Source organism: Paenibacillus wynnii (assembly GCF_030812855.1).
In the GTDB taxonomy this organism is placed as follows: Bacteria; Bacillota; Bacilli; order Paenibacillales; family Paenibacillaceae; genus Paenibacillus_AQ; species Paenibacillus_AQ wynnii_A.
Map to the genome: position 1 here is coordinate 297,443 of NZ_JAUSTK010000002.1, position 18,049 is coordinate 315,491.

Annotated in this window: 18 protein-coding genes and 1 pseudogene; 7 read left to right on the forward strand and 12 right to left on the reverse strand. The window is 48.5% G+C overall.

Going from position 1 to position 18,049, the window contains the following annotated elements; genetic code table 11:
* Positions 1 to 48 precede the first annotated feature (48 nt).
* Both J2T20_RS03265 and J2T20_RS03270 read left to right on the forward strand, forming a co-directional pair.
* Positions 49 to 861, forward strand: a complete 813-nt coding sequence (locus tag J2T20_RS03265; RefSeq protein ID WP_307585523.1) for an ATP-binding cassette domain-containing protein — start codon at positions 49 to 51, stop codon at positions 859 to 861.
* Positions 858 to 2,528 (forward strand): ATP-binding cassette domain-containing protein, encoded by a 1,671-nt coding sequence (locus J2T20_RS03270; protein WP_307585525.1) that lies wholly within the window; start codon positions 858 to 860, stop codon positions 2,526 to 2,528. The genes J2T20_RS03265 and J2T20_RS03270 overlap by 4 nt, the downstream gene beginning before the upstream one ends.
* 22 nt (positions 2,529 to 2,550) lie before the next feature.
* On the opposite strand, the gene J2T20_RS03275 is transcribed toward J2T20_RS03270, so the two are convergent.
* The 7 genes and pseudogenes from J2T20_RS03275 to J2T20_RS03305 form a co-directional block, all read right to left on the reverse strand.
* The gene (locus J2T20_RS03275; RefSeq protein ID WP_307585527.1) at positions 2,551 to 3,411 is read right to left on the reverse strand and encodes a nitroreductase family protein; all 861 of its coding nucleotides are present in this window, start codon (positions 3,409 to 3,411) and stop codon (positions 2,551 to 2,553) included.
* A gap of 101 nt (positions 3,412 to 3,512) precedes the next feature.
* Complete coding sequence (locus tag J2T20_RS03280) at positions 3,513 to 4,496, reverse strand: aldo/keto reductase (RefSeq protein ID WP_307585529.1); 984 nt, start codon at positions 4,494 to 4,496, stop codon at positions 3,513 to 3,515.
* 134 nt (positions 4,497 to 4,630) lie between these two features.
* Entirely contained in the window at positions 4,631 to 5,020 is a 390-nt protein-coding gene (locus tag J2T20_RS03285) for a hypothetical protein (RefSeq protein WP_307585531.1), read from the reverse strand.
* A gap of 392 nt (positions 5,021 to 5,412) precedes the next feature.
* Positions 5,413 to 5,688: pseudogene (locus J2T20_RS03290) on the reverse strand (FlxA-like family protein); the annotation flags it as partial.
* Between the two features lie 124 nt (positions 5,689 to 5,812).
* Positions 5,813 to 6,748: a DMT family transporter gene (locus J2T20_RS03295; RefSeq protein WP_307585533.1), complete on the reverse strand. Its 936-nt coding sequence runs from the start codon at positions 6,746 to 6,748 to the stop codon at positions 5,813 to 5,815.
* A 1-nt stretch (position 6,749) separates the two neighbouring features.
* A complete protein-coding gene (locus J2T20_RS03300) occupies positions 6,750 to 7,979 on the reverse strand; it encodes a multidrug effflux MFS transporter (protein ID WP_307585535.1) in 1,230 nt (409 codons plus the stop codon).
* Positions 7,980 to 8,096: 117 nt separating this feature from the next.
* A complete protein-coding gene (locus J2T20_RS03305) occupies positions 8,097 to 9,098 on the reverse strand; it encodes a DUF1835 domain-containing protein (RefSeq protein WP_307585537.1) in 1,002 nt (333 codons plus the stop codon).
* A 141-nt stretch (positions 9,099 to 9,239) separates the two neighbouring features.
* Here J2T20_RS03305 and J2T20_RS03310 point away from each other — a divergent pair, with 141 nt between their 5' ends.
* Complete coding sequence (locus tag J2T20_RS03310) at positions 9,240 to 10,028, forward strand: helix-turn-helix domain-containing protein (protein ID WP_307585539.1); 789 nt, start codon at positions 9,240 to 9,242, stop codon at positions 10,026 to 10,028.
* 523 nt (positions 10,029 to 10,551) lie between these two features.
* Here J2T20_RS03310 and J2T20_RS03315 read toward each other — a convergent pair.
* The 5 genes from J2T20_RS03315 to J2T20_RS03335 form a co-directional block, all read right to left on the reverse strand.
* Positions 10,552 to 11,154 carry an alpha/beta hydrolase gene (locus tag J2T20_RS03315; protein WP_307585541.1) on the reverse strand — a complete coding sequence of 201 codons (603 nt, stop codon included), beginning with the start codon at positions 11,152 to 11,154 and terminating at the stop codon, positions 10,552 to 10,554.
* A 2-nt stretch (positions 11,155 to 11,156) separates the two neighbouring features.
* Positions 11,157 to 12,101 (reverse strand): ring-cleaving dioxygenase, encoded by a 945-nt coding sequence (locus J2T20_RS03320; RefSeq protein WP_307585543.1) that lies wholly within the window; start codon positions 12,099 to 12,101, stop codon positions 11,157 to 11,159.
* A gap of 17 nt (positions 12,102 to 12,118) precedes the next feature.
* Complete coding sequence (locus J2T20_RS03325; protein ID WP_307585781.1) at positions 12,119 to 12,520, reverse strand: DoxX family protein; 402 nt, start codon at positions 12,518 to 12,520, stop codon at positions 12,119 to 12,121.
* Between the two features lie 111 nt (positions 12,521 to 12,631).
* The gene (locus J2T20_RS03330) at positions 12,632 to 13,108 is read right to left on the reverse strand and encodes a MarR family winged helix-turn-helix transcriptional regulator (RefSeq protein WP_307585545.1); all 477 of its coding nucleotides are present in this window, start codon (positions 13,106 to 13,108) and stop codon (positions 12,632 to 12,634) included.
* A 602-nt stretch (positions 13,109 to 13,710) separates the two neighbouring features.
* Positions 13,711 to 14,103, reverse strand: coding sequence for a hypothetical protein (locus J2T20_RS03335; RefSeq protein WP_307585802.1), 393 nt, complete (start codon positions 14,101 to 14,103; stop codon positions 13,711 to 13,713).
* Between J2T20_RS03335 and J2T20_RS03340 the strand changes: the two genes are divergently transcribed.
* From J2T20_RS03340 to J2T20_RS03355, 4 genes are all read left to right on the forward strand, one after another.
* The gene (locus J2T20_RS03340; protein ID WP_307585783.1) at positions 13,990 to 14,661 is read left to right on the forward strand and encodes a futalosine hydrolase; all 672 of its coding nucleotides are present in this window, start codon (positions 13,990 to 13,992) and stop codon (positions 14,659 to 14,661) included. The two genes, J2T20_RS03335 and J2T20_RS03340, sit on opposite strands and share 114 nt — an antisense overlap.
* A 2-nt stretch (positions 14,662 to 14,663) precedes the next feature.
* The gene (locus J2T20_RS03345; RefSeq protein ID WP_307585547.1) at positions 14,664 to 15,524 is read left to right on the forward strand and encodes a 1,4-dihydroxy-6-naphthoate synthase; all 861 of its coding nucleotides are present in this window, start codon (positions 14,664 to 14,666) and stop codon (positions 15,522 to 15,524) included.
* A gap of 65 nt (positions 15,525 to 15,589) precedes the next feature.
* Positions 15,590 to 16,420, forward strand: coding sequence for a class I SAM-dependent methyltransferase (locus J2T20_RS03350; RefSeq protein WP_307585785.1), 831 nt, complete (start codon positions 15,590 to 15,592; stop codon positions 16,418 to 16,420).
* A 146-nt stretch (positions 16,421 to 16,566) separates the two neighbouring features.
* Complete coding sequence (locus J2T20_RS03355) at positions 16,567 to 17,250, forward strand: hypothetical protein (RefSeq protein ID WP_307585548.1); 684 nt, start codon at positions 16,567 to 16,569, stop codon at positions 17,248 to 17,250.
* Positions 17,251 to 18,049 lie beyond the last annotated feature (799 nt).

An 18,049-nucleotide genomic window follows, 5' to 3' on the forward strand; every position in this document is an offset into this window, starting at 1 on the left:
AATCAAAAACAAATGAGAATTACAGTTCCAGAGGAAGCAGGCAAGAGGATGATCCAAGCACATAATCTATCTTTAATATTCCAGGATGGACAGCTCAGTCTGCCTGTTCTGCAAGGAATCCATTTACATATTGAACGAGGTGAATGGCTTGCGCTTACTGGTGCTAACGGTTGCGGTAAATCATCATTAATACGTACCTTCAACGGCTTGCTAATGCCCTCCGCGGGAAGTCTAACCGCTGCAGGTCTTGATTTGCGTTCTCCTATAAATCGGAAGACCGTGAAGGAGCGCATTCAGCTAGTCTTCCAGAACCCGGAATCGCAAACCATCGGGTCCACACCTGCTGAAGACATTGCTTTTGGGCTGGAGAATCGGGGAATACCTCAGACAGAGATGCAAGACCGAATCGAGGTTCTTCTAGGCAAAGTAGGTTTAGCTCAAAAAGCAGGAGACGACGTTTCAACTCTATCCGGCGGAGAACGGCAGCGCCTTGCCGTTGCGAGCTGTCTGGCACTGGATGCGGAGATGATAATATTCGACGAGGTTACGTCGATGCTTGACCCGATCGGACGCCAAGAGATATTCTCCCTTGCACGTGATCTATGGAAGCAGGGTACAACGGTAGTATGGGTTACGCAGCGAATGGAGGAACTGTCCGAAAGCCCGCGAATTGCGGTTATGGAGGAAGGAAAGATTATTTATGATGGAGACCCGCGGTCCTTATTCTATGCTTCACCTCTTCCCGATAAGCTGGGCTGGGACCTTCCCCCTGTTCTGGGCATTGGCCGTTTGCTGCAATCCCAGGGGTGGGCTAAGGAGAATTTGCCGCTAACAGAAAGTGATCTTGAGGGTATCCTATGACAATCAAATTAGAAGATATTACTTATTCTTATGATAAAAAACAGGTGCTGCATGATATTAACATTCAAATACCTGAGGGGCGGCTGACCTTAATCTGCGGAGTTACCGGCAGCGGCAAGTCCACCCTGCTGCGCTTAATATCCAGATTGGATGAGCCTAATTCCGGCAGCATAAGCTCCTCCATTAAGGACGACAAGTCAGCAGTGTCCATGGTGTTCCAGCAGCCGGAAACGCAGCTGTTTGCCAGCAGCGCTCATAAGGATATCGAGTACGGCTTAGAACAACGCGAAGTGTCGAAGCCCCTTAGACCGCAGCTCATCCAATATGCAATGGATAAGGTTGGACTCCCCTATGAACTGTACAGTCAGCGTTCCCCCTTTTTATTAAGCGGGGGAGAGAAGCGGAGGCTCTGTATTGCCGGAGCAATCGCCATCACTCCTGATCTACTTGTTCTCGATGAGCCTACAGCCGGTCTCGATCCTCCAGCAGTCCGTGGTTTCCTGCAAACTATACAGGAATTGCTGAGAAGCGGACTGACAATTGTCATTGGTACGCATGACTTGGACAGCTTCTTCCCGATCGCAGATAAGGTAGTTGTGATGTGTCAGGGTTCCGTACATTACCAAGGCGCTGTCGCTCCGCTGATCGACGAACCCGACGAGCTAAATGCAGCCGGTCTGGAAGCACCTGCATATGCCCGGATAGGCAGAAAGCTTAAACTGCAAGGGCGTTTGCCAAATATACCCAGCAGCCATGAAAGCCTCCTTAAGGAGCTTAGTGCTCAGCCCTATCCTGTTCCTGCGGATGGCACCCACGTTCGGCCTGCTATAAATCTGGATTCTGAAGAGGCGTTGACCGCTCATAAAGCATACAATATTCTTCCGTCTGCAAGTCCGGACAGCAGCCCTATTTCCAAACGAAGGGCTCGTTGGCAAGCTCTTGACCCCCGAGTGAAATGGCTGGGGATGGTATTATGGACTCTTATTATACTGGGAATGAATTCCCCTGGCCCTCTGCTGTTTACTACAGGATTAATAGCTGTGCTAGTTTGGTCTGCCGATATCTCTTGGAGGAGAACGGTCGTATTCTTTCGGCCTTTTCTAATCATGTTCCTGTTCTTATGGGTGCTGTCTTCTATATCCTTGCATCATGCGGATTGGCAGCTTGGACCTCTTGGTATAGCCTATTCAGGAATCATTCAGGGAGGATTAAGTATTCTGCGGGTTATACTGATGATAGCGCTAGGCTTTCTGTTTACTGAGACCACTACCGAGGCACCGCTGCGTGAAGCGTTGGAGTGGGCGATTGCTCCTCTGAAAAGGCTGGGAATCCGCACTCGTAACTGGTCTTTGGCCGTCTCGATTACCCTGCAGTTCGTGCCCTGGATTCTCCGCAAAATAGTCCAGCTGCAGCTGGCACTGAGATCACGCGGACGACGGAAAAACCAATTGAAATATTGGACACCCAGACAAATGTCACTGCTGATCGTACCGCTGCTCATTCTAGTCATCAGTATGGGTGACGAGCTTGCAACGGCCATCGAATCGCGCGGCTACGATCCGACCAAGGAACGAACACCCTGGTTTGTCCTAGTCTGGCGCCGCAGCGATACGTTGGCATTAATGTTTATTCTGCTGACAGCAGCAGGGCTATGGCTCCTCTCGTAGCCCCGCTCTCCCGGTTAACTTCCTAGACCATCATCCAACTGGCAATATACTCGGTGTGTTGGTCTTTGACCTTCAATTGCGGGTCTATCATCACCCAAGAGCCTTGGGTCCCCAACTCTTTGCAGACTAAATGAAAATTACAGACAGCAATACCGATATCGATTCGCTGCATCTCGAACCCTAACTTATTACCACTATAATTAGGAGTATGTATCAGGTAAAAATGCACGGATTTCCGATCCTCGGATAGCACCAATCTCCAAGGCTGCTTGTTAGAGGCAGAAGGCCCTAATCTAACCATTTCCAGCGGGGTTAGCAAGGCATCCGCCTCTTCTCGAGCCAATTTGGTCTCAAAGTTAGAATCGTAATACAGCTCTTCCCACGGCTTCTTGTTATCGGCTTTAACTACATAACGCAAAGTAGTATCGAGAAACCGCTGCTTCTCCCGAGCATAGCCGACAGGGGTGATACAAGGGATTATTTCATCCTGTTCCATGTGAACCTCACGCGCAAATGAGTTACGGTTAAACGTTCCACCTACCCAGCAGGTACCCAAGTTTAATCCGGTTACAAACAAGATGAGCTTATGAAACACATAACCGAACTCTACCAGCGCCTTTTTCTCATTTTTGATCCGTCCAACCAAATAAGCCTGCGGATTCTGAATTAAGCCGTACGCCCCAAGCTTGATTCCTTTCCCTCCGTTATCTCCTTTAGCCCAGATCCATTCGATATTTACTTTCCCTCCGAAGGGTCCCGTCAGATTCTCCTCTTGTCCCAAATAATCCATAACCGCATTGTAGACTTCAGGGCCAATAGGTGTTGATTCATACGCCCTTACGGACTTGCGTTTCTCAATAATTTCAATGACCGAGCTTCCCATTTCAATACACTCCCTTTAACATACGTGATTCAAACAGCCGCCACGGCGCAGTACGCTGCAACCTTGACGGCTATTCTGTGATTTTAAATATGAAAATGAAATTAGTAAGGGCCTCTGATGTGTGCGGCAACCCGTTGGTTATAAAACTCCCGAAGAGAAGCCTTTTCAGCGTCACTAAAGACAGGAACTTCTATAGCGCCTAGATTGTTCTCTACCTGAGCTACATTTTTGAACCCTGGAATGATACAGGACACCTCCGGAAAATCAAGAAGCCAACGCATGGAGGCTCTAGCCATATCTCCCCGCCCTTCAGCAATCCACTTCAATTCCTCCGCAAGCTCGACACCCTTCTCAAAAGGCAAACCTGCAAACGTCTCCCCTACATTGAAGTGTTCTCCGTTTGCATTGAAGTTACGGTGGTCATTGGCGGCAAAAGCCGTAGCCTTCGAGAACTTCCCGGTTAGAAGACCGCTGGCTAACGGCAGTCTTACTAATATCCCGACACCCGCTGCCTTGGCTTGGGGCAGAAGCTCCTCAGCAGGCTTTTGGCGGAACAGGTTGAAAATGACCTGCAGCGCTTGGACTCCCGGAACATTCAGGCAGAGCAAGCCTTCCTCCACCGTCTCTACACTTACACCGTAATGGCGTATTTTTCCCTCGGACTTCAGCTTATCCAACGTCTCAAATACCCGTCCGTCCTTCAGAATCTCCATCGGCGCGCAGTGGATTTGATAGAGGTCTATGGCCTCCCGCTCCAGACGCTTCAGACTCTGCTCGCAATATTGTCTAACCGCATCCTCAGAATAAGTCCGTAGATCATGAATATCACCGGCACGGCAAAACTTGGTGGCAATGTGCACGGTGTCCTCTTTGCCTTTCGTAGCTTTAGCTAGCAGCTGCTCCGCATGTCCAGAACCGTATACATCGGCCGTATCGAAAAAGTTGACGCCGCTATCTATCGCCTTTTCTAACCCTTTTAAAGCATCACTGTCGCTTGAGCCTCCCCAATCGCCGCCAATGCCCCATGTCCCGAAGCTGACCTCACTGATTGAAAGTTCCGTGTTACCCAACTGCCGGTAATTCATGCTTCCGCCTCCTGATTATTCTGTCTCACAAACTCTCTACAGAGTAACCAAAAAAGCGCTTCCACGCAAGTAAGCCCAAGGAATTCTAGAAACTATATAAGATGATCTTATGATATTAACTTAAGGCTCAGGCGTCAGGAAACAAAGTGCAATTGAATCGCCCTCGCATAGGGCATTTCACCAAATGAAAGGTAAAAGTGCAATTGAATCGCCCTCGCATGGGGCATTTCACCAAATGAAAGGTAAAAGTGCAATTGAATCGCCCTCGCATAGGGCATTTCACCAAATGAAAGGTAAAAGTGCAATTGAATCGCCCTCGCATGGGGCATTTCACCAAATGAAAGGTAAAAGTGCAATTGAATCGCCCTCGCATAGGGGATTCCACCAAATGAAAGGTAAAAGTGCAATTGAATTGCCCTCGCATAGGGGATTCCACCAAATGAAAGGTAAAAGTGCAATTGAATCGCCCTCGCATGGGGCATTTCACCAAATGAAAGGTAAAAGTGCAATTGAATCGCCCTCACATGGGGGATTCCACCAAATTACTGCTATTTAAGTCTCAGAGGATATGCGAAAGATCATGCGGACTCAGGAGACGTTATTCATTCAATAACAGCCTCTTTTCAAAGGGAAACAGCTCAATAGTGTCACTGGAGTCCGTAAAAGTTCCTAATCGTCTAGTTTCGCATAGCCTTTTAGACTTAAATAGCGGCTATGCAGTCCGTAGCACACAGAGCACCATCACATCCGTTCTATAAAATAGTTACCTGTATTATATAACATTAATGCGGTGTCGCATTAAATGACCTAGACATAAAGATAAAGATAGCTGTCAAGACTTTCTCGACAGCCTGAGGACACCACTAGGGTGCCCTCATGTTCATATTCCCGTTTCCGATGAGCCCTGTAACCAGCGTCAAATTCGAATATCAAATCTTCCCTCGCTGTTCGTTGTCGCGGTAGCGATGTCATTAGCGTTGGCAACCCTAAGAATATTATCGTTAGTCGGCGGTTTTGCCGGAGATGCTGCTGCATCGCTGTTTGCCGTAGAGGCTGAACGGTTACTCTCCCGGGCAATTTGTGCTTCTATAGTCTTGATTTGCTGTTCGATTTGCTTCTGCTTAGTTTCCTTTGTCTTATCGTCCTCTTTACTAGACGCAAGCTTCTCCAAATCTGCCTCAAGCTTCGCCTTTTGCTTCTCTAATTAACGTGTATCGTTAGAAGACGATGACGTGTTAGATAATCCTTTCATACACTGGAAACGTTAAGCCCCACTGAAAGTTTGCTGAAGATAGGTTATGGATGCACATTAGGAACTAGCTGGATAAGGTTTTGGACTCACGGGACTCACGGGACTCACGGGACTCACGGGACTCACGGGACTGGCTAGACTCGCGAGACTTACGATTGACTAAAGTTACACTAAGCAGAATAATAACCAGCCCGATGACGGTGTTCAAATAAAGGGATTCCTTCAGGAAGAGCACTCCCCACAGGATGCCAAAGATCGGTACAAGAAACGTAACCGTCACTGTCTTCACAGCACCTATGTTACGAATCAGTCGGAAATACATTAAATAGGCCACAGAAGTACAAAGAAAAGACAAGCCGATTACCGAATAAACGGCAGAAGCCGGCGGCAGGTGGCGCGGTGCATAAATAATGGCCAGCGGAAGCAGGACCAGACTTGCTCCAAGCTGCTGCCCGATGGCAAGCGTCAGCGGCTCTATTCCTTTTCCGGCATGGGAAGCATATAAACCGCCGAAACCGTAAGATAATGCGGCTCCTAAAGATAGAAATACGGAGTACAGAACTTTACCCTCCATCGGGACCGGGCTCCATCCTACCAGAACAGCCACACCGCCCAGCCCAATAGCAAGACCTATACTCTTGGACCATCCCGGTTTTCCCTGCCCCATACCCCAGGCAGCCAGTGCCGTGAACATCGGTGTGGTTGCATTGAGAATGGCTGCCATTGAAGCACTCAGGTGCAGCTCTGCCATACAGATCAATGTGAAGGGGAGTGCGGCATTAATCCCCCCAAGAATAAGAAAGGCCTTCCAGTGCCGGAGAACCCCGATGGGACGCTTGCGCAGAAGAGCATAGACTATAAGGGTAAGCGCAGCCAGACTGACACGCAGCTCCGTTGTGAAGACGGGACCGAAGGCAGGGGAGGCTATCCGCATGAATAAGAAGGATGCACCCCATAAGAGGGCCAGCGATAATAGAGTAACCAAATCCTTACGACTCATATCAGGCTTTACCTCCCCTAACAAGCACAGTATGAGCCATGAATGCACAAAGACTTGCAGAGGCAATGACGACAGCCATCGGAAGTGCCGTTTCTCCGCCGCCCAGACCCACTAACGGAGCCACGCCGCCTCCCAGCAGCAGCGGTATTAATCCAAGGAGCGCCGATGCACTGCCTGCGGTTTCCCCTTGATCCTGCATCGCCAGTGAGAATGTGGTTGCAGATACTATCCCCACACTGGCGACCACAGCGAACAGACAGATTAGTGTAGGGACGAGTCCACCTCCAGCCAATACTGTAGCCAACAGTAGCAAGCCACCAAGCGTAGCGAGGAGAATCCCGGCAAACAGCAGTCTGCGTTCCCCCACCCTTCCTGACAACCTGCCAGCTATCTGCCCGGTTATAATAATGCCTAGCCCGTTTATAGCGAAAATTAAGCTGTACATTTGCGGAGAGACTCCAAAAATATTTTGCAGAACGAATGAAGACCCTGAGATATAAGCGAACATAGCCGCCATGACAAAGCCCTGCGATAAAGCGTAACCCATGAATTTAGCATTTCCCAGCAAAGAACGGAAGGTAAGCAAAGTACCCTTTAACCCGCTTCTAGAACGTCGCTCCTTCGGCAAAGTCTCCGGTAATCTTAGAAGGATTGTTGCAAAAAAGAGCAGTCCAGCCGCAAACAGTACTATGAACACACCCTGCCATGTTGTCACCCTCAGCAGTTGTCCACCCAGGACCGGGGCGACTATAGGACCTAGCCCGTTCACAATCATCAGGAGTGAGAAGAATCTTGTCAGTTCAGAACCGGAATACAAATCCCGAACCGCCGCCCGTGAAATAACCACCCCTACTGAACCTGCCAAGCCCTGAATGAGTCGCAAAGTTATCAGCAGCCCGATAGAGGGGGCAAAAGCGCAAAGCAGCGAAGAAACGGCGTAGATCATCATCCCTATGAGCAGCGGCCGCCGACGTCCATATACATCACTGAGAGGGCCTGCCACCAGCTGGCCGAGAGCCAATCCAAGTAAAAAGAAGGTCAAGCTAAGCTGTACCAAGGCCGCTGTTGTACCGAAATAGGTGCTCAGAGCAGGGAGTGCCGGCAAGTACATATCAATAGACAAGGGACCTATCGTTGCGATGCCGCCCAGAATCACTGCCAGCTGCAGTCTCTGCTTCCGTGAAGAAACGATTGATGCTGCAGCATTATTTTCCTTTAAACTATTAATCATATAAGTCAGGTCAACCTTTCCAAAGCAACCTTACGGCCTTTTTTTGTATTCCTCATACTACCTGAAAGGGGCGGAAAAATTCAATCCTTTTATATCCAAAGTCAGGAGCTCAAAGCCCTAAATCACGGTATTCTGGATGCATTGCCGTTCGGGATTCCAGCGCCACTTTGGTGAATATCCTTGAAGATGTACTCCGCCATACCATTCATCGATCCCTTTTGTGGAGATCCAATCCTCTTCGCCTGTCAGTACCCTCTTTCCCAGCTCTGTTAATACAATATTACCGTCAGGAAATGGGATCGATCCCGGTTTAAGCGTAGGAAATCCCCTCTTTTCACCGATTTGCAGCAATGGATGTGGAGCCTGCAATATTTTTCTCAAATAATAAGCATATTCCAAATCGCCCATCCCTAAAGTATGAAGAGTACTACCCACATCTGAGAACAACTCGTATGCTGTATTCATTCCAGCATGAATCCTTGCAAGCGTAGTGTGTTCTACGATACCTAGTCCATTAAATGTAGAAGGAAACCGTGATAAATGCACCTTGAACGCCTCATGTGCAAATGGCAGGGCCGAGGTATCTTCATCCAACCAATTCTGTAGCAGCTGCGGATTCGGAGAAGTATAGGCCTCCCATAAGGCCGTGCCCAGCTTCAATTCATGTTCACCAATCGGTTTCCAAGTTCCATATAATTGGCCCAGCTGCTCCACGGTTAATTGCCCTAATCCCATAAATCTTTCAATTCCCGGATACTCACCAATGCACAACAGGCTTAGCTTCGTTTTCGGTAAATGAAGTCTGCTGAGCCGGTGCAGCAAATTGCATAACATCGTCTGGTCAAATAAATCATGCTCGAACCATAATACTATATCCTCATGCGGATGACAGTCCGCCAGAGCCTTTTCCTGAGCCTCGCTGATCTGTATATAATCCAACCTGGGAATTCCCATCGTATGCTCCAAATAAGCTGCCCGAACAGAACGGTTATCCAAACCTTCCGGATCTGAAAACACAGGGCCGTGGGGGTAAACTTCCCTCCATACCAAAATATCATCCTGAACAATACCTTGCCGTAGCTTATTCGCTACCGAATCTCCATTAACGATATGCAGCATGGTTTTCCTCCTCAATTGATGGTTGTGAACATAGAAGATAAGCTGATGCCACGCAGATGCAACCGTAGGTTGACAATTTGTTAACTCGACTTGATAGTCATGAATACCTCTTCACGATATGATAAACATGAGGTGATAACAATGGAATTTTCGGAAAAAATGCAACAATTAAGAAAACAGAGGGGCATGTCGCAAGAGAAGCTGGCAGAGATCATCGGGGTTTCTAGGCAAGCCGTTTCCAAATGGGAATCGGGGCAATCGTATCCTGAAATGGATAAAATGCTATCCTTAAGCGAGCTGTTTAACGTTAGCGTGGATAGTCTGGTAAAGGATGCCCCGAATAATCCCCCTCCTATGGAGATTACCCATATCAGTAAACCGGCAATTGATCGGAGATTTATGTATCACTATGAATACAAAAGCAAGAAAACTTGGTTCGGAGTTCCACTGGTCCATGTAAACATTGGACGTGGAGTATACGTTGCCAAGGGAATTATTGCAGTTGGTAATATAGCTATAGGCGGTCTGTCCATAGGTATCATTACCTTGGGAGGCCTATGCCTAGGTGCACTTTCTTTGGGTCTCTTTAGTTTTGCAGGACTGGCGATAGGATTACTTCTATCTATGGGAGGGCTGGCGGTGGGCGCTATAGCCGTCGGTGGTTTGGCTGTGGGAATCTTTGCGGTCGGCGGTTTGTCTGTTGGAATGTTCTCTATAGGCGGTTGTGCTATTGCTTCACATATAGCCATTGGGGGATATGCAAGCGGACATATTGCGATTGGTGATTCCGTGCATGGTGCTTATACCTTGGCGATTCAAGACAATGATTTCAGCAGCATCAAGGCAGAACAGGTGGAACGCTTAATCCGTCAAGAATATCCTCATCTTTGGAATTCAATAACCGCTCGGATTGTTTCCCTATTCAATTGAGCTTTGCCTGAAATCATGCACAACAAAGTCAACTCCATAAACATTTTTTACCAGGTAAAAACCATGTTGTACCTTGTGTAGGATTTTAGGCGCAGACGGTGCTTCAGGAGCGGGATTGTTGTACTTTGTGCAGGATTTTAGGCGCAGACGGTGCTTCAGGAGCGGGATTGTTGTACTTTATGCAGGATTTCAGGCGCAGACGGTGCTTCAGAAGCGGAATTGTTGTACCTTGTGCAGGAATTTAGGTGTAAGAGATGCTTCAGGCGCAAAGGTTGCCTCCGGAGGAGCATTGTGAACTTTGGAGTCAATTTCATAAACAGCTGTACATGTGGGTGGTTAGTGTAAAAACCTGCTGATTTCGGAACGTTATCCGTTGTTAATTACAGTTTTGTATGTGGAATTATGCGAATTTTCGCATTATGAAATTAACTCCAACATACAGTAAAGCCCTCTGTTCCTATGCAGGAAAGAGGGCTTTACCCAGATTTGTCCGTTATTCATGTTCATCTATATAGACTTATTCTCACCGCTTTGACAGCCAGTCCCTTGCTGCTTCGGCTTCCTCCATACTAAGCCGATGGCCCTGATTACCCCAGTGCATGGTGACTGTTGCGCCAGCCTCTTGCAGCAGTTCTTCCAGTTCCCGAGTCTCCGCGGGGGGACAAATCGGATCATTGGTTCCTGCTCCGATGAAGACGGAAACTTCGTCTAATGAAGGAAGCGTAAGCCCCCGCAGCGGTACCATCGGGTGCAGCAGCACTGCGGATTGGAAGACGTCTTTATAATGAAATAGCAGGCTGCCGGCAATATTTGCACCATTAGAGTAGCCAACTGCTACCAGATGGTTAGCATCGAACCCATATTGGGCTGCTGCTTTCTCCAGAAACTGTTTAGTTTCATGAGTTCGGAATATGAGATCAGCTTCATCGAATACTCCTTCAGAGAGCCGTCGGAAGAAACGCGGCATGCCGTTCTCCAGCACATTGCCGCGAACACCCAGCACAGATGAACCCGGTGAGAGTAGATCAGCCAAGGGCAGCAGATCATTCTCATTGCCTCCGGTGCCGTGGAACAATACAAGCGTAGGTTTGCTGTCATCTGTACCCTTGCGGAATACATGATTCATCCTTACTTCACCTCGATTTCACGAATTTCAAATGGACTCAGGTTCTCTTCAATCGTTGCACGGTGTGGCTCGAACCAAGCTGGAAGCATCAACTTTTGCCCCAGAGCATTCGTTTCCTCGTCACGGGCAAAACCCGGAGGATCGGTAGCAATCTCGAATAGAATTCCGCCTTCCTCGCGGAAGTAGATGGCGTTAAAGTACTGGCGATCCTGTACCGGTGTTGGCTGGTAACCGTGGCTTTGGACAAGACGGCCCCACTCCAGATGCTCGGAATCATCTTTTGCCCGCCAAGCTATATGGTGAACTGTACCCGTGCCTCCTGCTCCCATCGGAACAGGCTCAGCCTTCAGATCAATGATGTTCCCCAAATCTGCGGTGGTTCTGAAACGGATATACCCATCCCCTTCAGCAATACGTTCCATTCCCAAAGTACGACCTAGGGTATCTGCCGTTTTCTCAGGGTTCGTGCTGTAGAGAACAGCGCCTCCGAAGCCTTTGATGGCAAGCTCTGCAGGAATTCCTGCAAAAGACCATGTACTAAGCGGGCCTGCCTCCCGTTCCACAAGCTCGATCCGCAATCCGTCATAATCGGCGAAGGAAAGGTAGTTTTCAGAGATACGGCTTACTTTGGTAACCGAAATCTTATAAGCGGCAAGACGCTGCTCCCAGAATTCGAGTGATCCCGCCGGGATCGCATAAGTCGTTACACCGACCTGCCCGCCGCCGATTCTTCCCTTACGACCCGTTGACCATGGGAAAAACGTAATGATCGTCCCCGGGGCGCCGCTTTCGTTCCCGAAATACAGATGGTAGACCTCAGGTGCATCGAAGTTAATGGTTTTCTTTACCAACCGAAGCCCGAGAATCCCTGCGTAGAAATCAGCATTGCGCTGTGCGTCACCCACGAAAGCTGTAATATGATGTATGCCTGCATTTTGAAGTGTCATTAGTATAATCCCCCTTTTCAGTTAAAGAACAATGAGTCTAGTGAAATCGAGCCTGGACCTATAAGCGCAACACCGGCAGCTACCACGAGCAGTGTCAATGGGAACTCAATGCCGTTTGAAGTGGACCAAAAACCGTTGGGAGCATGAACCTTAACAATGGCACCGAGCATTGTAGCAATAATCAATATCGCTGCAACAGGAGTCAGCAGACCGGCCGCAAACAGCAATCCTCCAATAAGCTCCATCAACCCTGCCAGCACCGCCATAGTAACACCCGGTTTAATGCCGATAGACTCCATCCAGCCGCCGGTACCTTTTGGACCATAACCTCCGAACCATCCAAACAACTTTTGTGCACCATGTCCTATGAAAGCAACCCCGATAACCAATCTTATCAATAACAATCCTACACTTACCATTTTTAACACTCTCCATTCTCTTTGTTTTTATTATCTTAACCTTAAGATATTTGATAAAAAAATTTGTATTCTTAAAAGCCTCAGCTGGAGGCGTGAGTCTTGGTAGCTACTCTAGACGCCTTTACCCAGCTTCTTCAAAAAATCTATGGCCTGATCCTTCTCTCCGGTATTCAACCCGCCCATAAGAGCATGGATGGAAGAGACGTGAAGAGGAAATATAGTATCAAAAAGCTCCCGCCCTGCCTCAGTGATCTCCGCATACGTAACTCGGCGATCTTCACTGCTGGGAACGCGCTTCATGAATCCCTTGTTCTCCAGTTTATCAATATTGTACGTAATGCTTCCGCTTGTGACTAGAATCTTCTCTCCAATCTGCTGCAGAGGAATTCGGTTGCGGTGATACAGCACTTCCAGCACCATAAATTCAGCGGATGACAGCCCGTAGCTCTTCATATCCTTTACGGCCTGATCCATTAAGCTCCTGTAAGCTTTCGACAAGACTACGAACAATTTCAGTGAGGATGCCTGATCCTTATCACACACGAAGTTGTTCTTGCTCTCTTGCTCCAACCCTTCGAGTTCGCTCATTATTCCACCCCCTTATCTTATAAGTTCAAGTATAAATACCTGTTGTTCATTTATCTTTAAGATTAATATCTTTAACTTAAGATAAATATATCCTGTATAAAAGGTTTTGTCAACAGCTTTACGTAACAAGAATTGCCTAAGTTTGACCTAGCCTCTAAATCGGCGTATCCTTTTTCTTGCGAACACGTTCAGGATACCCCTTTTTTAGGGTTCAAAACCAAAACTAGTGGTTGACGAAATACCCTACACCATGGGGCAGAGGATGAAGATTGCTAACTATTGTCACTGCACGCCTCTATGCGGACTGTATAGCCTCTATTTCAGTCTAAAAGGGTCATGCGAATTCCAAGCGGACTCAGGAGACGCTATTCAATCAAAAACAACCTTTTTGGGGCAGAAAAGGGCTCAACAGCGTCCCTTGTGTCCGTAAAAATCCTTAATCATCTTGTTTATCTAAAATAAGGTCATCTCTGTCCGTTTACGCACAGGTTCTCTCTTTTAGGTTCGTCAAGTCTCTTGGTCAACCACTAATTTTGGGATAGAGTCTTTTTTAGAAGAAATTATTCCTTCGCTACATAAAAGAAGAGACATCTACGTGCCTATCACTGACGGCTGCCCTTCTCGAATAACAGAGGATATCGTAAAAAGTATACATTTTCAAAGGAGGCCGCAGATTGACTACACGCTATAATCCATCCACAGGCGAAGCTACTGAGCAGCGGCGAGTGATAACCGAAACGGGATTGGCGGCTGAGCCTAGGCGCGTGCTGAGCGATACCGGATTGGCGGCTGAGCCAAGGCGCGTACTGATCGATACCGGATTGGCGGCTGAGCCTAGGCGAATGCTGAGCGATACCGGATTGGCGGCTGAGCCTAGGCGAGTGCTGAGCGATACCGGATTGGCGGCTGAGCCTAGGCGCGTACTGATCGTAACGGCAGTCGAAGCGGAGCGGGACGCGGTCCTTCGCGGCCTTAAGGGCAGCGATAGGTTCCACGTTGTGGCTGCGGGTGCAGGCACCGCAGCGGCGGCGGCAGGAACTGCCGCGGCCCTGGCAGCCGAGTCCTACGGCTGCGTCATCAGCGCCGGGATCGGCGGCGGGTTCCCGGGTCGGGCCCCCCTAGGCTCGCTGGTCGTTGCCAGCGAGATGATAGCCGCCGACCTCGGGGCGGAGACGCCGGAGGGCTTCCGCAACGCTGCCGAGCTCGGCTTCGGCAGCGTGTCCGTGCCGGCTGACCCCGGCACGGTGCAGGCGGTTGCGGCCGCGCTGGCAGCGGCCGGGCTTCCCGTAAGCACGGGACCCGTGCTTACGGTCTCGACGGCGACCGGCACGGCGGAGACGGCCGCCGCTCTGGCAGCGCGCGTACCGGGCGCGGCCGCAGAAGCGATGGAAGGCCACGGGGTTGCCGTGGCCGCCCAGGCGCTGGGACTGATGGCGCTGGAGATCCGCGCCATCTCGAACCCGGTCGGTCCACGTGACCGGGCTGCTTGGAAGATCGGCGATGCCCTGGATGCACTCACGGCAGCCGCAACTATATTACTGGAGGTGCTATAAATATGACAGCAACCACTCAAGAGCTTAACATTGCATTCTCTCCCTGTCCTAATGATACCTTTGTATTCCATGCATTGGCGCACGGGCTAGTACCCGGTGCACCTAAACTGAATGTAACCTATGCGGATATCAATATAACTAATGGTTTAGCAGCGGAAGGCAAGGGACCTGAAGTCCTCAAGATCTCCTATGCTGCGCTACCATGGGCTTTGGAGCAGTACAAGCTCCTCCCTTGCGGCGGTGCACTGGGCCGGGGCTGCGGCCCGCTGCTTCTGACGGCTGGGGGGCCTTTATCTGTGAAGCGCCCAGCAGAACTTACTGGTCGCACAATCGCTGTACCAAGTGAGCGTTCTACAGCTTATCTGTTATTCCGTTTATGGGCAGCACAGCATGTCCCAGACGGTATCGGTGAAATTATTGTTATGCCTTTCGATGAGATTATGCCTGCCGTACGCGATGGCCATATCGATGCCGGATTGGTCATTCATGAAGCCCGCTTCACCTACTCCTCTTACGGTCTTCACATGCTGACCGATCTGGGCAGTTGGTGGGAAAAGGATACCGGCCTACCCATTCCGCTTGGTGCGATTATTGCCCGACGTGATCTCGATGCAGAAGCTATCACGGGGTGGATTCGCAGCTCACTCCAATACGCTTGGGATCATCCCACCGCTTCCCGCGACTATGTTCTAAGTCATGCTCAGGAGTTGGCTCCTGAAGTAGCCAAATCACATATTGATCTATATGTTAATGAATTCTCTATGAATCTGGGCGACAGCGGATACGCTGCTATCTCTGTCCTGCTGGAGCGTGCCGCCGCCGAGGGACTTGTGCCTGCTGTTGATCCTGCACTGCTCCGGTAGTATTTATTTTCATACTTAGCCACTTTTCTGTTACACATGATAGTATTCACGCATGGAGGGATATGATGATTCCGGAAGGCAACAGCAAAGCTAATATTGACCGTTTCTTGGGATTTCAGGAGGACTACGACCGTTATCGACCGGAGGCACCCGTTCTGGTAACCACCCTGCTTAAAAATTACTTAGGAGCATTCCCTTCACTCGTTGTAGATATAGGCTGTGGCACCGGCTTATCGACGTTTTTGTGGGAAGAATCCGCGAAAGCGGTAATTGGCATAGAACCTAACTCCGATATGCTCGGTAAAGCATTAGAGAATCTAGGCCTACGAAACAAAGATGGTGTCGCCAGCAACATATCCTTTGCTCAAGGCTATGCAAACAACCTTAACCTAACCTCTGATAGCGTAGACATCGTTACTTGCTCCCAGTCCTTTCATTGGATGGAGCCAATAAGCACATTGAACGAAATTGCCCGTGTGTTGAGGAAGGGCGGTGTTTTTGCAGCTTACGATTGTGATTGGCCTCTGATGCTTCTACCGAGTATCGAGACGCGTTATAAACATTTGGTCGCCAAAGCTGATGACATCCTAACCCGTCTGCTACCACCGGAAGATAGAGCACATAAATGGAGTAAAGAAGAGCATCTATCCCGAATCCAAGCCAGTAAAGACTTCTCTTTTTCCAGAGAAATTGTTTTTCACAATACGGAGCCTTGTAATGCGGAGCGATATATCGGCCTTACTCTTAGTCAAGGTGGTATACAGACCGTGATGAAACTGGGCATACCTGATCTGGAACAGGATATTACCGAATTTCAGGCAGCTGTAGAAAAGTATTTCAACGGGAGAACCATGGAGGTTCTGATCAACTACAGGATGCGACTAGGGATAAAATAATGTTACAACCCACCCGCTACTCAAATCGAGGTACTAGTCATATTCTTATAATTAACCTATACTTACGAATATATGAGACGAAGAACGTCCCGAGTCTACTCCATCCGAGTGGATCCGGGGCGTTTTCTATTTTTCTGAAGGGAGTGGTGTCGTTGAAATTTGAAGAGATACATACAACGTTTATTCAGCAGCATGCGACCAGGAGAACAGGGGAACGTTTGGGGCGGTTGGAAAGAGGGCACGGTCATGCCGAAATACTATTTCTCCGTAATATTTGGTGGCCGCTTAAGGGGAATTTAGAAAACCTACATCCTGAATACGAGGTTTCTGATTGGAGAGGGAGGTCATATTTTGCGGATTTTGCCTGGTTACCGGGTTATACAAAACTGCTTATTGAAATTAAAGGGTATTCATCACATGTCCGAGACATGGACCGCCAAAAATACTGCAATGAGCTAAATCGCGAGACCTTCCTTTACGCTATGGGATACCACGTAGTTTCTTTTGCGTACGATGACGTTGAACAGCGCCCCGAACTCTGTATCACATTGCTGCGTATGGTGCTAAACCGGTATCAGCCTGCCCAGACAAATGTCACACACACTCATCTTGCGGAAAAAGAGATCCTCCGTCTCGCCCTAGCATCAGCTCAACCGCTTCGTCCAAAAGATGTAACTCAACACTTTGATATGGATCCCAAAACAGCAATCCGGCTGCTGCAGAATATGTGTACAAAAGGTTGGCTGATCCCCTCCTATCGCGGCAGCCAGCAAAGAATCGTCCGATACGAGTTATCACGAAGCGCTCTAGAATACTTTAATAATAATTAGAGGTAAAAAATCCCTTTAATTCTCCCGAAACCACATTATAGGGCTATATAGAGGGATATTTTCCCTCTATTTCTGCTGAGTTTCGCAAAATCCGGCTTATTTACCCCCTATTCTCTGATTTAGAGGGATTTACTCCCTCTAAATCCCCTCCATCCCTTTAATAAACTAAATTAGAGGGATTTTTTCCCTCTAAATTTACGTGGAATAAAGTAACAACATGATAGTTGGTCGAGAAAGCTGATCGTCTGGTTGGTTGAGTTCGTTGAGTAACTAGTTAGTCTGGTTAACGGGCTCTAAGTAATTGGTTGGTCATATTGTCGGAGGTCGCTAGCTAGATTGAGTTCGTTGAGTAACTAGTTAGTCTGGCTGATGGGGTCTAAGTAACTAGTTGGTCATTTTGTCGCAGGTCGCCTGGTAAATGGAGTTGTTGAGTAATTAGTTAGTCTGGTTGACGGGCTCTAAGTAACTGGTTGGTCATATTGTCGGAGGTCGCCGGGTAGGTTGAGTTCGTTGAGTAACTAGTTAGTCTGGTTAACGGGCTCTAAGTAACTGGCTGGTCATATTGTCGGAGGTCGTCTGGTTAGTGAATTAGTTAAGTAATCGGTAGTTCAACTTTATGCAGATCGTTTAGTTGCTCGAGTTCGTTGAGTTGTTAGATAGACTGGTTCACTCCTCCTCTCACAACAACCAGCAATGGTTCCTCCAATACAATTATCTCGGAGCAATAATATTTAATAGGAAAAAATCCCTTTAATTACCCCATAACCGCGATATAGAACTATCTAGTGGGATTTTTTCC

Coding starts and splice junctions, on each gene's coding strand:
- J2T20_RS03265 (WP_307585523.1), top strand. CDS start 49: ATGATCCAAGCACATAATCTATCTTTAATATTCCAGGATGGACAGCTC.
- J2T20_RS03270 (WP_307585525.1), top strand. CDS start 858: ATGACAATCAAATTAGAAGATATTACTTATTCTTATGATAAAAAACAG.
- J2T20_RS03275 (WP_307585527.1), bottom strand. CDS start 3,411: ATGGGAAGCTCGGTCATTGAAATTATTGAGAAACGCAAGTCCGTAAGG.
- J2T20_RS03280 (WP_307585529.1), bottom strand. CDS start 4,496: ATGAATTACCGGCAGTTGGGTAACACGGAACTTTCAATCAGTGAGGTC.
- J2T20_RS03295 (WP_307585533.1), bottom strand. CDS start 6,748: ATGAGTCGTAAGGATTTGGTTACTCTATTATCGCTGGCCCTCTTATGG.
- J2T20_RS03300 (WP_307585535.1), bottom strand. CDS start 7,979: ATGATTAATAGTTTAAAGGAAAATAATGCTGCAGCATCAATCGTTTCT.
- J2T20_RS03305 (WP_307585537.1), bottom strand. CDS start 9,098: ATGCTGCATATCGTTAATGGAGATTCGGTAGCGAATAAGCTACGGCAA.
- J2T20_RS03310 (WP_307585539.1), top strand. CDS start 9,240: ATGGAATTTTCGGAAAAAATGCAACAATTAAGAAAACAGAGGGGCATG.
- J2T20_RS03315 (WP_307585541.1), bottom strand. CDS start 11,154: ATGAATCATGTATTCCGCAAGGGTACAGATGACAGCAAACCTACGCTT.
- J2T20_RS03320 (WP_307585543.1), bottom strand. CDS start 12,101: ATGACACTTCAAAATGCAGGCATACATCATATTACAGCTTTCGTGGGT.
- J2T20_RS03325 (WP_307585781.1), bottom strand. CDS start 12,520: ATGGTAAGTGTAGGATTGTTATTGATAAGATTGGTTATCGGGGTTGCT.
- J2T20_RS03330 (WP_307585545.1), bottom strand. CDS start 13,108: ATGAGCGAACTCGAAGGGTTGGAGCAAGAGAGCAAGAACAACTTCGTG.
- J2T20_RS03345 (WP_307585547.1), top strand. CDS start 14,664: ATGACAGCAACCACTCAAGAGCTTAACATTGCATTCTCTCCCTGTCCT.
- J2T20_RS03350 (WP_307585785.1), top strand. CDS start 15,590: ATGATTCCGGAAGGCAACAGCAAAGCTAATATTGACCGTTTCTTGGGA.